The sequence below is a fragment of the Parendozoicomonas callyspongiae genome (genome assembly GCF_023502345.1).
Lineage (GTDB): Bacteria > Pseudomonadota > Gammaproteobacteria > Pseudomonadales > Endozoicomonadaceae > Sansalvadorimonas > Sansalvadorimonas callyspongiae.
The window spans coordinates 1-12,706 of the sequence record NZ_JAMFLX010000048.1; the positions used below are offsets into that span (position 1 = coordinate 1).

The 12,706-nt window shown below is 48.3% G+C and carries 6 protein-coding genes and 1 pseudogene; 4 read left to right on the forward strand and 3 right to left on the reverse strand.

Going from position 1 to position 12,706, the window contains the following annotated elements:
- The first annotated feature begins 105 nt into the window (after nt 1-105).
- On the forward strand, nt 106-969 hold the full coding sequence (locus M3P05_RS19625; RefSeq protein ID WP_249701818.1) for a 6-pyruvoyl trahydropterin synthase family protein: 864 nt from the start codon (nt 106-108) through the stop codon (nt 967-969).
- Here the strand turns inward: M3P05_RS19625 and M3P05_RS19630 are convergent.
- On the reverse strand, nt 941-3,016 hold the full coding sequence (locus M3P05_RS19630; protein WP_249701819.1) for a hypothetical protein: 2,076 nt from the start codon (nt 3,014-3,016) through the stop codon (nt 941-943). The genes M3P05_RS19625 and M3P05_RS19630 overlap by 29 nt on opposite strands.
- A 284-nt stretch (nt 3,017-3,300) precedes the next feature.
- Here M3P05_RS19630 and waaA point away from each other — a divergent pair, with 284 nt between their 5' ends.
- On the forward strand, nt 3,301-4,584 hold the full coding sequence (waaA, locus tag M3P05_RS19635; RefSeq protein ID WP_249701820.1) for a lipid IV(A) 3-deoxy-D-manno-octulosonic acid transferase: 1,284 nt from the start codon (nt 3,301-3,303) through the stop codon (nt 4,582-4,584).
- A gap of 102 nt (nt 4,585-4,686) precedes the next feature.
- Here the strand turns inward: waaA and M3P05_RS19640 are convergent, their stop codons facing one another.
- Entirely contained in the window at nt 4,687-7,752 is a 3,066-nt protein-coding gene (locus M3P05_RS19640; protein WP_249701821.1) for an efflux RND transporter permease subunit, read from the reverse strand.
- A 2-nt stretch (nt 7,753-7,754) separates the two neighbouring features.
- Nucleotides 7,755-8,861: an efflux RND transporter periplasmic adaptor subunit gene (locus M3P05_RS19645; RefSeq protein WP_249701822.1), complete on the reverse strand. Its 1,107-nt coding sequence runs from the start codon at nt 8,859-8,861 to the stop codon at nt 7,755-7,757.
- A 161-nt stretch (nt 8,862-9,022) separates the two neighbouring features.
- On the opposite strand from M3P05_RS19645, the pseudogene M3P05_RS19650 reads away from it, so the two are divergent.
- Nucleotides 9,023-9,433: pseudogene (locus tag M3P05_RS19650) on the forward strand (helix-turn-helix domain-containing protein); the annotation flags it as partial.
- A gap of 167 nt (nt 9,434-9,600) precedes the next feature.
- Complete coding sequence (locus tag M3P05_RS19655) at nt 9,601-12,405, forward strand: M16 family metallopeptidase (protein WP_249701824.1); 2,805 nt, start codon at nt 9,601-9,603, stop codon at nt 12,403-12,405.
- Nucleotides 12,406-12,706 lie beyond the last annotated feature (301 nt).

The following is a 12,706-nucleotide window of genomic DNA, read 5'->3' on the forward strand; positions in this document are numbered from 1 at the left end:
TTACTCGCCAGATAGAGACACCTGACATACAATGCCCCGCCTGAATGAATAGCAGCCTGTTTTTTCAATTGTGGAAAAATCAGAGCTAGAGCATGGATTAAGAGTATGACCGCCCTTTTTGTAGAACAACTGACCACCATTGATTTCTCGTATCTCTGCCCTGCCAGGGGCGTTGTCGGTGAAACATGGCTGGTTGATGTCATTCTCACGGGAGAGCTAAATGAAGAGGGCATGGTTTTTGATTTCGGACACGTAAAGAAAGAGATCAAAGCCATGATTGATGCCCATGCTGATCATGCTCTTCTTGTACCCGTAAAAAATCCGAACATCACTCTCCTCGAGCTGGGTGGCTCAAGAGATGTCACACTGACGCTGGATCAGGGAGGAATCATAGGCTGCCGAGCCCCTGATCAGGCTATTCTTCCACTTCAGCTGGAAGAAATTACTCCCGCAGGCGTTCGTCCAATTATTGAAGCCCATGTTCTCAAGGGTCTGCCTGAAAATGTTACAGGTATAGAACTCCACCTATACCCACAAAAACTGACGGGGGCCTACTATCACTACAGCCATGGCTTAAAGAAGCATAAGGGTGATTGCCAGCGTATTGCCCATGGGCACCGCTCCCCCCTTTCAATTTATATTGATAACACTCGCAGGGAAGATATTGAGCATGACTGTGCAGAGCAGTGGCGTGATATCTATATTGCCTCGCAAGAAGATCTTCAAGGCACGACTCTTATCGATGAATGTGAGCACAATGTGTTTTCCTATCAGGCAATCCAGGGATACTTTGAGTTAACCATCCCCGCTTCACACTGTTATGTCATGGATACAGACACAACTGTTGAGCTTCTGGCAACTCATCTTGCGCAAAAGCTAGGGCAACAATTCCCTTGTTCAAATATTAAAGTTATTGCCAACGAAGGTTTCCGAAAAGGTGCTATTGCTCATTACTTTTGCCAGGGATAAGAACGTCTGGGTTCAAACTCTTTTTTGGGGGTATGGATGGTTGCACTGCCCTGGAAATTGAAGAAGGAGTATGAACAGTACTAGTCACTGGAGTATCCGGAACAGCTGGATAGTAATATGTTGAATTCGTAGGCCAGCTGCCATTCCATTCATCTCCATGTACCCAGCTCGCTACATGCGTCATAGGGAGAGGGTCTGTATAACGAGGTGTATGCCCATCTACCGGCGGTCCAGACCATTCAAATGTTTTTCCTGAAACAACAGGATCCGAAGAAGGAGTGGATTGCCTTTTACAAGAACCGCTCCCTGAAGAAGAACGTGAATGAGAGGGATGTTTTTTACTTCCCGCTCTTAACCTTCTTTGGGAACTGGTGTACTTTTCACTAGGGGGAGAGCTGGGAGAAGCAGTCCCAATACTTACTAAAGTAACTGGCGCTGGTTTTACTTTCTTTGCACTTGGACTTCCAGCTTCATGGTCATCCTCCATTGTAGATGAATAACTGCTTGCCGAACTTCCTAATGGACTAATGGATGAGGGAGACACAATTGGTGTTGTCGTATGAATGCTTAATGGAAACATTCCCAGGTTAGTGCCAATAAATGGGTAATTCGGTTCGTTTTGAGATAAAGATGAAAGTCGGTTAATTTCACATAGTGACATTAGTGAACCTGCGGGGTAGGGGTAGGGGTAGGACCAGTGACCATGGCAAATGGCTGGGGATAAACGTAATGAGTCTCGGCGAGAGATTTGACAACCACCGTCATAATTTAGATAGTGAAATGCAGGTAATGACGCTGCATAGGTGTCACTCTCCTGAGATACGGGCTTATACTTGTACATAACCTGTGATATCTCTGTTGATTGACAGGCCAACCCATCACAAGGCCAGATGAAAGGTTTACCTGCATTACCCTTGGCCTTTAAATCTGCCGATTTAACAGTACAACGGCCACATTTATTTATGCGCCAATCACTTGATAAGAAAGCAACCATGCGAGGCTCTTTATCCTCTTCAACACGAGCATAATCAGTGTACACGCAAATTCTTCTGCCTTCTTTTTCGAGAGGAATTTCACTCCATCCACATACTCCCCTATTAGCATGCCCTACGATGATCCCCCTGCTTGTTGCTAAAGTAACATAGCAATCACTTCCAAGGCAGGAACAAGAGATGGAGTTGATAACATGATCAGTTGCAAGTGTATCATGGCTCTTTAAAAATTCTGGCTCAGAATCGGAGAATACATCAGAGTCCTGTTTAGTAACTTTTTCTGCCAATTCATCTATTGAAATTAAAACATATTTTGATATATCTAGATCGCTATACCCTCCCTTAAAAACTACAAGTGCTTTTTTGAAAGCAATGTAGACTTCCATATCAGTTTCAGCGATTCCAACAGGTTCTCCGAGTCCACTCATTAAGGAGATAACTGCAGGCTGTTCTGTTTCAATAATTTCTCTACCATCTCTCTTATCGTGAGCGAAGTGGATTGCTTCATCGCCTATTAAGATAATATTTGCATCAAACTTTTTAGATATTCCTTCATCATAACCTTCATATTTTATTTCTCTTTCACTTCTAAGAGCATACACCACCTTCAGCGCTGATATATTGGTACCAATTAATACCCCCGGTTCAGGTTCGAGTATTGCGGAGCTATCAGTTTTTTTTGAGGAGCCATCAGGTTTTATATATTTTACTGAGTACTTTAGCCGGTATAGGGAATGTCCATCAGATATATATATTAATGATCTCCCATATTCTCTGTTGTAGCTTGAAAGCGTGCCCGTTAAATTACTGTTTAGATAATCCCATAGATAGGAAGGAGGCATCCCCACACATGCAAAAGAAACATAGTGCATTTGCCAGTTATCTTCTGTTTTACCAGACGACGGGAGTTGGTTAGATGATTGGCCGTCTTGTCTGCGAGCCCCCCCTTTGGGGGTCTTAATGTATAAGCCTTTTCCATCATGATCGGGTTGAATAGCAACAGCGGAATCACAATACACAAGCCCCGGTATCCCAGGCCCAGGATTTATAAACATTGCAATCGCGTTTCCCCCGAAACTGAAACAACATAAAATGCCTGAAATATAATTTCTTAAACGAATATTAGTCGCCCTCCTGCGAACACAACAAAGCGTCAAACACCCGACAAAGTATCTACAGCCCGCCCACCTGTAACTTATGGTATTTAAGTCGAAAAACTGCGTTTTTCCAGAAAAATGACAATTGACGTCTAGTTAAGAGAGCATCAGGAACTCCTCGGGTAGCATTAATCCACTGACTTTCGGATAATAGTGCCCCCCGAATATAAAAGCGGTTTCCAATGTCGCGTTTGTTTTACACCCTGATTTTCTACCTGGGCCTGCCACTCATTGTCCTAAGGCTTCTCTACAGGGCCTGGAAAGCACCCGCCTACGCCAAACGCTGGAGTGAACGTTTCGGCTTTTTTACCGGCCCATCCGACAGCCAGAAAAGTATCTGGGTTCACACAGTATCCGTTGGGGAAAGCATCGCTGCAGCTCCTCTGGTCAGAAAGCTGATGGAAGCCTGCCCGGATCATCGTATTGTGGTCACCACCATGACGCCAACCGGCTCAGAACAGGTGAAGAAGCTCTATGGTGACAGCATGTTCCATGTTTATGCGCCTTATGACCTTCCCGGTTCGGTCAGTCGTTTTCTGAATAAGATCCAGCCGGAGTTGGCCATTTTTATGGAAACTGAACTCTGGCCCAATACCGTGGCTGCCTGCCACAAGAGAAACATCCCAACCCTTCTGACAAACGCCCGTCTCTCGGAACGCTCTGCCCGCGGTTATCAGCGTATTAGTTCATTAAGCCGTAATATGTTAACGAAGCTGTCCTTCATCGCCGCGCAGACAGAAGACGATGCCAGAAGGTTTACCGAACTGGGCTTCCCGAAAGCCCGTATGAAAGTGACAGGCACGCTGAAATACGATATCGCTGTTTCACAAGAATTAAGGACTGAAGGGCAGAGCCTGCGCGTGCAATGGCTGAGCGGCCGACCAGAGCATGCCCGTATCTTTATTGCTGCCAGCACCCACAAGGGTGAAGATGAACAGGTTATCGAAGCGTTCCAGTCGGTACGTGACTCACTGCCCGACACTCTTCTGATTCTTGTTCCGCGCCATCCTGAACGTTTCAACCCTGTCTATGAACAACTTTCAGGCGGAGGGTTACAAGTCAGCCGTCGCAGCACTAATGACCCGGTTACACCTGAAACCGATGTTCTGCTGGGAGATACCATGGGGGAGCTGATGCGTATGTTTGCAGCATCAGATATCGCCTTTGTTGGTGGCAGCCTGGTTGAACATGGCGGGCATAATCCACTGGAGCCTGCAGCACTTGGTCTTCCCACGATTATGGGACCACATGTGTTTAACTTTGCCGAAGTGGTTCAGACAATGGAGCAGGCTGGTGCTTTGGCAACAGTTCATACCGCAGCCGGACTGGCAAGGCAGACAGCGTACCTTCTGGCGGATAGAGAAGCCTGTCTGGAAGTAGGAAAGGCTGCGACCGAAGTCATGGACAGAAACCGTGGGGCGTTGGATCAGCAGTTGATGCTTTCAATGGCTCTTTTGGATAAATAGCCGCTTGGTTAAAGCGAGGACTGGTCAAGGGGAAATGATCAGTCCTCATCCCTCTATTTACTTAGAGCCTGAATACGAACAACTCGGGAAGCATCCTTGCTTTTACGTCATTTCGCCTTGATCAAAACGAATACGGTGCAGCAGCAAATAGATAACCGGCAGCACAACAAGAGTCAGAACTGTGGCAAATCCAAGACCAAAAATGATGGTGACTGCCATGGAACTGAAGAACGCATCAAACACCAGGGGGATCATGCCCAGCATGGTGGTCAGGGCTGCCATACACACAGGCCGGACACGGCTGATTGATGCTTCCAAAATGGCGGCCTGAATAGTGATATCTTTTCTGGCTTCAATATTGATCTGTTCAACCAGCACAATACCGTTTTTCACCAGCATTCCGGAAAGACTGAGCAGTCCAAGCAGCGCTGTAAAAGTAAATGGCTTGTTTAACAGCAGCAGACCAGCAGAAACACCAATCACTGCCAGGGGAACAGTTGCCCAGATAGCCAGCGGCTGACGTATGGTTCCAAAAAGGAAAATGGTTATCAGGAACATGGACAGGTAACCCATTGGCAAAGAGCTGAACAGGTTTGTCTGCGCATCTTCCGACATTTCCTTTTCACCACCCCATTCGAAGGTGTAACCGTCGGGCAGAGGAATGGCTTCAATTTTCTCTTTCAGACGCAGGCGTATGGATTCAGGCGTGTCATCGCTTAATGGTGACGGATCAGCCATGACTGCCAGCATCCGGCGCAGGTCACGACGCTGTACCAGAGGGTTTTCAGTTTCTGTCTCAAAACCTGTGACAGCCTGAGAAACAGGAACAAATGAGTTGCGCTCCTGGCTCCAGATCTGGAGGTCACTGATGCTGTCTGCATTCAGGCGCTCTTCATCAGGGGCACGGGCGATAATCGGCAGCATATGACTGCCATCCCGGTACAGGCCAACCTGCATTCCACTGAAGTTAACAAGCATGGCCTGATCAATCGCCTTCTTGGAAATACCACTCCGTCTGGCGGCAGCTTCGTCGAGAACCGGACGAACAATATCCTGTTTTTCACGCCATGTATGACGGACACCCATTGCTCCCGGTTCAGCTTCCATCACGGCAATTGCCTGGGCACCCAGTTTACGAAGAACGGCAGGGTCTGGTCCGTAAAAGCGGGCCTCAATGCCGGCTATAGGGGTTGGACCGTTCTGCAGCAGCTTGATCTTGTATTCAACATCGTGCTGCTGATCCATTACATCGTAAACCTCAGGAATCAGTGCTTTCACTGTTTCCAGATTTTCAGCTTCGACGATTAACTGTCCATAGCTGCTGTACACCTTCTCAGGCATATAGGTGAGGATAAATCGCTGGGCTCCCATACCCATCACACTGGTGACATTGAGCACGTCATCCAGCTTCATCACTTCCTGCTCAATCTGCGCCACCCTTTCGCTGGTCTGGCGGATATCCGTTCCTTCCTGGAACCAGAGGTCAACAAAGAATATAGGTGTATTGGAAGGTGGGAAAAATGCCTGCTTAACATTACCGAAACCAATCACGGCAACAACCAGGAGCAGACCAGTCAGGGAAATGGAAATAATCCGGTGCGTCAGAGCTTTCTGCAGCAGTTTTCTATAAATGGTGAACAGCAGCCCTTTGTAAGGATCAACCTCATCACCAATTAAAGCTGTGGGAGCCTCTTTAAAAAACAGGTTGCAGAAAAATGGAGTGAGGGTAATTGCCAGAACCCAGCTGATAATCAGGGAGATACAGAGAACCGTAAATAACGATTTCATGAAATCTCCGGTCAGATCCGGGGAAAGTCCAATCGGGGCAAAAGCGATAATGGCAATAACCGTTGCACCAAGCAGTGGCCACTGCTGGTGTTTAACAACCTGGCGAATCGCTTCAAGGCGGGACTGACCTCTCTGCAAACCAACCAGAACGCCCTCGGTAATCACGATGGCGTTATCAACCAGCATACCCAGAGCGATCACCAGTGCCCCCAGGGATATCAGCTGCAGATTGACATCCAGCAACCACATACCGATGAAAGTACCGAAGATGGTCAGCAACAGAATTGCTGCCATAATCAGGCCGGAGCGCAGACCCATGGCAAACATCAGAACAACAATAACAATCGCAACGGCTTCAACAAGACTGACCAGAAAATCTGATACGGATTGATCAACAACATCTGGCTGGTTGTAAACAGTTGTAAGATCCAGACCGACCGGACGGGCAGGTTCCATTTCAGCAAGGCGGGCATCAATAGCGCGACCGACATCAACAACATTCACATTCTTGGCAAATGAAATGCCGAGCGAAAGTGCAGGCTGACCATTACTGCGATAGAGAGACATCGGAGTCTCATCATAGTCACGGCTGATGGATGCAATATCCCCAAGGTAAATCAGTTCACTACTGCCGGGAAGGCTGACCAGAAGGTTCTCAAGTTCACGGATATTCATAAACTCACCCGTTGGGTGAATCCTTACCTTCTGCCCGCTGATCAGCATATCGCCAGCATTTGAAACGACGTTCTGGTTCTGGAGCAGTCCAAATATCCAGGAAGGGTCAAGGTTCAGTGCAGCCATTTTGGCCTGCGAAATCTCGATCAGAACCTGTTCACGAACTTCCCCGGCAATGTTGACCTTCTTTACGTCTTTTACCAGAGAGAGTTCCCGGCGCAGAAAGTCTGCATAGTTTTCCAGATCCCTGTAGCTGTAACCTTCGCCACTGATATTCAGCATGATGCCAAAGACATCACCAAAGTCATCATTCACAACCGAGGTCATCACACCGGGAGGGAGCTGTGACTGTATATCATCGACCTTCCGGCGCATCTCATCCCAAATCTGCGGATGCGTATGCACAGGAAATGTTTCTTTCAGCTCAACTTCAATCTGGGAAACACCTGCACTGGATACCGAAGAGATATGCTTCACGTACTCCAGCTGCTGAATCGCCTTCTCAATGGGAAGGGTCACCTCTTCTTCAACCTGCTCAGGTGAAGCCCCGGGATACACTGTATTCACCATTGCCTGGGGAATCGGGAATTCCGGAAACTCCAGCTGGCCCAGCTGAGTAAAGGAAATTGAGCCCCCCACCAGCAACAGGACAACAAAAAGCCAGCTGATGACTTTGTTGCGTAATGAGTATTCAGAGATATTCATCCTTACAGCCCCCGCTCACGGGTCAGAGGCTTGACCTTCATACCACTGCGCAGACGGGTCAGACCGGCCGTTACGACCATATCGCCCTGCTTCAGTCCAGAAACGACTTTTATCCCTTCACGGGTAACCTGACCTACTGCGACCAGAACAGGCTTAACAGCACCGGTTTCCGGATCATAAATCCATGCCTGCTGCTGACCGGTAACATCGTCTTCCAGTATTGCTGTCAGTGGGACAACGACGGAAGGGGCCGAGCCTTCATGATTCATCAGCTGGACAAAATCGATGGCGACCGTGGCTCCCATTCCAGGGTAAACGATAATATCTTCAGGAACCGGCATGGTAAAAGTCACTTTGTACGACTGCGTACCAGGTGTGACAGTGGTTGAATGCTCTTTGTAGGAAACCAGGAATGTTCTGTTTGGAATGCCGCTAAAGGTCACAGTCGGCTGATAGCCTTCGTCCACGTGCTCTCTTTGTACATTTGCCAGAATGTTCTCCGGCATTTGTATGTTGACTTTAAGAGTTTTGCTGTCCTGAAGAATCAGAATGGTTTGCTGGTTCATAACAAACTGGTAGTTTTCAACATCCACCCTTGCCACTCGTCCATCAAAAGGTGCTGTCAGGGTGGAATACTCCAACTTGTCTTTGGCCAGCTTCAGAGAAGCACGTGCTGATTTCAGGTTTGTGCTTGCTGTATCCAGCTCAGCCTGGGAAACAACCTTTTTCTCTCGCAGGGACTTGATGCGCTTGTGATTGATTTCAGTCAGATCATAGTCAGCCTGGCGAAGATCCAGCTCGTTGCGAATATCCCGGTCATCAAGACGGGCGAGCAACTGGCCTTTGCTGACTTCTTCTGCGGTTTTTACCGGAAGCGCAATCAGCTCTCCCGGTATCCGGAAAGAGATCTTGGATTCTTCTGCTGAATACACCTGCGCGGGAAAACGTCTGACGTCGCCGCCGTTTGTATCTTTGATTTCAAAGAGTTTGACTGGGCGCACCACCTCTTTCGCAATCTCTTCCTGCTTTGAACAACCAAGAAGAAGCCCCAGAGTAACAGTGACAAACAAACCTGCTCTTGCTGCGATCTGAAAATATCTTGTGGGCATGATGCCTTCCTCGTTAACCAGCTCCAGCTATCTGAACAATGGAGCATCAAATTAAATTTGAATTAAAATCGAATATTATTCGCGTACATCATTTCCTTGTTTTTGACTTCTGCCAAGGAAAGCAAACTCGAAAATGGGCATGATTTGGAATTTTTCAAATCATGCCTGTCAAATACCATATCCGGCTAGCAGCTGAAGAACAGCACTCACTCAAAGCGCTGGTCAAAAGCAAGGCTGCTCGCCACAAGCGCTTACACGCACAGATCCTTCTCGGGCTAAACGAAAACGGACCAGCCCTGAGTGAAATAGAAGTGGCCGATGTTTGTGCGACCTCAAAGAAGACCGTACAAAGAACACGGAAGCGCGCAGTGGAAGAAGGGCTCGGCATCGCCATTGAAGGTAAATTCAGCCGAAAAGGTGCAGAGCGCAAGCTTAATGGAGAAAAACAGGCCTACCTCATTGCTCTAACCTGTTCAGAACCTCCTGAAGGCCGCTCAAAATGGACTATGGAACTGTTGGCTGACAAGCTGGTCGAGTTGGATATTGTTGAAAGTGTCTCTGATACAACAGTCTGACTGAAGAAGCTTTACCCGACAATTTCATTGAAATGATGTACTAGACACACTTTGAAGAAATACGACACCTGATTGATGCAATACAGGAACTTTTTCAACCGGCAGATGTCAGTGTGTGTGATAAGCTCAAAGACAAACCTTTCCAAGGACTTCCAAGAATTACCATGACTGACAGACCCCGTTTCCGGAAAAGGATTCTGGCACTGGTGTTATCCGGTGCGTTTCTGGCTGGCTGCTCCGGCATGAGCGTAAGTTCATTTACCGCTTCATCACAAACAACAGCTTCGCAACCAGCAGCACTACCGGAAGTCACGATTCCATTTCAGAAGTTTACTCTGGATAACGGCCTGACTGTGATCGTCAATGAAGATCATAAGGCTCCCATTGTGGCAGTGAACATCTGGTACAAGGTTGGCTCCAAGGATGAGTCGCTTGGCTCCCGCGGCTTTGCCCATCTGTTTGAACACCTGATGTTCCAGGGTTCAGAAAACTTCCAGGGTGAATTCTTCACCCCTTTCAAGGAAGCAGGTGCCACAGATCAGAACGGTACCACCAGCTCTGACCGCACTAACTACTTTCAAACAGTGCCGACTCCTGCACTTGATATGGCCCTGTGGATGGAATCCGACCGTATGGGGCACTTCCTCAACTCCATCAGCCAGGCAAAGCTGGATGAGCAGCGCGGTGTTGTGAAGAACGAGAAGCGTCAGGGTGAAGACAGACCTTATGGCAAAGTTTGGTCCCGTGTGGCCGAGCAGTCATTCCCGGATGGTCACCCCTACTCCTGGCCAACCATTGGTTATATGGAAGATCTTGATGCTGCCAGCGTCGATCTGGTTAAGAAGTGGTTTGAGACCTATTACGGGCCATCCAATGCGGTTCTGGTTCTTTCCGGCGATATTGATGTAGAAACAGCCAGAGAGAAAGTGCAGAAATACTTTGGCGATATTCCCGCAGGTGAGCCATTAAATAAACTTGAAGCATGGGTTGCCAAGCGTAGTGAAGATAAACGGGACACTATTCAGGATCGTGTGCCGCAAACCCGCATAATGATGGTTTGGAATGTCGCTGAATCCGGCACCGAAGATGCCGAGCTGCTGTCACTCGCCTCCGATGTTCTTGGTGGTGGCCGCAACAGCCGTCTCTACAAGCGGTTGGTTCTGGAAGATCAGCTGGCAACAGATGTCAGTGTCTTTCTTTATGACCGCCTGCTGGCAGGTCAGTTTATGATCTCTGCCAGTGCCCGCCCCGATGTGACCACAGACCAACTGGAAACGGCCATCAGGGAAGAGCTTGCAAGCTTCCTGAAAGATGGCCCTACCAAGGAAGAGTTGCAGCGTATCCGCTTCAGCCAGGCTGCAGGGTTTGTTCGCGGAACTGAACGGGTTGGTGGTTTTGGTGGCAAGTCAGATATTCTGGCCCGGGGAGAAGTTCTCCATGGTGACCCGGCTTTCTATCAGAAAAGCTTGGATATGATGAAAGCGTCAACACCAGCAGCTATCCGCACTAGTGCCAAAGAGTGGCTATCCGATGGTGCCTATGTTCTCGAAGTCACGCCATTTCCTGAATACAGTCACTCCGCTCAAGGTGCAGACCGCAGCAGAGTTCCTGCAGCTGGTGATCAGGTTGACCTATCTCTGCCAGCCCTGGAAAAGGCGACTCTGGATAATGGCCTGAGTGTTGTTCTTGCCAGTCGCCCGCAGACACCTGTTGTACAGATGGAACTTCTGTTCAATGGCGGATTATCCGGCCGCCTTGGAAAGCCGGGGCTGCCTGATTTAGCCATGGCCATGTTGACTGAGGGAACTAAAAAACGCTCCAACCTACAGCTGGCTGCTGATCTTGAGAACATCGGTACCGGACTCAGCACCGGCAATGATCTGGATACATCCAGTGTTTATCTGAACACCCTGACAGTCAGCCTGGATCCATCACTGAATATTCTTGCCGATGTGCTGATGAACCCGGTGTTCCCGGAAAAGAACTTCGTTCGCGTACGCAATAATCTGCTTGATGGCATTCGCCAGGAAAAGGCCACACCAACCAGCGCTGTAGGCCGTGTTCTCCCTGAGCTTCTTTATGGCAATGACCATGCTTACAACACGCCTTGGAGTGGAAACGGCACCACCGAATCGGTTAAAGAGCTTCAGCGGGAAGACCTGATCGAGTTCTGGAAAACCTGGCTGCGTCCGGACAATGCCACCTTGATTGTCACCGGTGATATCACCATGGAGCAGCTGTTGCCCAAGCTTAACAAGGCTTTTGTCAAATGGAATGCTCCACAACTGCCACTGCCCAACAAGAACATTGCCCATGTTGATGCCCCTGAGAAAACCAGGGTTTATCTGGTTGATTACCCAGGTTCAAGTCAGTCTGTGATTGTTGCCAGTCAGCTGGTCATGCCCAGCAACAACGACAACACTCTGGCATTTAATCTGATGAATGATGTCATTGGTGGTCAGTTTACTGCCCGGCTGAATATGAACTTGCGAGAGGATAAGTCCTGGGCTTACGGTGCCAAGAGTTACGCCAAAAGCGCAAGAGGCCAGCGCCCCTATTTAGCCAGCGCCTCAGTTCAGGCTGATAAAACCTCACCAGCTGTTCAGGAGATTCTCAAGGAGTACCACGCATTCCTGAGCAGCAAACCTGCAACAGCGCAGGAAGTAGATTTTGTGAAGCGTAACCGTATTCGCAAACTGCCTGGAAGTTATGAAACCAACGGCGCCCTACTGAGTTCTATCAGCAGCCTGGTTGAATACGACTTACCGGAAAATGACCTTTACGAATATGCAGACAAAGTCGAGGGCGTATCCACCCACGATATCCAGGCCATGGCCAAAGAATATCTGACGCCTGACGCCTTCACCTGGGTGATTGCCGGCGACGTTAAAAAAATCAAACCAGAACTTGAAAAGCTGGGATTAGGTGAGATTGTTGTTTTAAACAAGGATGGAAGGCCCTCCAACTAATCAAGTATCAGGTTATTAACCCAGCCTGTCTTTTAAAGCCGCTCCCGTAGTAACACGGGGGTTGGCTTATCCCCTTCCCTTTCATTACACACGTACCAATCTTCGATTAAAAAATGGTAATTCTGTTGAAATGGGTCATGAATCAGATGCGTTGATCTCGTATAGTTCATAGATCCGCTTTACTGGTATTCTGCCCACTTTTTCCTATGGCAGTCATTAAAAAAGTTGTATGTGTTCACTGTGATACCACAGATGGAGTCGTGAAAAACGGTAAAGCACCTTCTGGCTTACAGCGCTACCT

Bases quoted from the DNA above. Each gene is read 5' to 3' on its own strand.
- M3P05_RS19630 (WP_249701819.1), bottom strand. From the start codon at position 3,016: ATGTTTATAAATCCTGGGCCTGGGATACCGGGGCTTGTGTATTGTGAT.
- M3P05_RS19625 (WP_249701818.1), top strand. From the start codon at position 106: ATGACCGCCCTTTTTGTAGAACAACTGACCACCATTGATTTCTCGTAT.
- M3P05_RS19645 (WP_249701822.1), bottom strand. From the start codon at position 8,861: ATGCCCACAAGATATTTTCAGATCGCAGCAAGAGCAGGTTTGTTTGTC.
- M3P05_RS19655 (WP_249701824.1), top strand. From the start codon at position 9,601: ATGACTGACAGACCCCGTTTCCGGAAAAGGATTCTGGCACTGGTGTTA.
- M3P05_RS19640 (WP_249701821.1), bottom strand. From the start codon at position 7,752: ATGAATATCTCTGAATACTCATTACGCAACAAAGTCATCAGCTGGCTT.
- waaA (WP_249701820.1), top strand. From the start codon at position 3,301: ATGTCGCGTTTGTTTTACACCCTGATTTTCTACCTGGGCCTGCCACTC.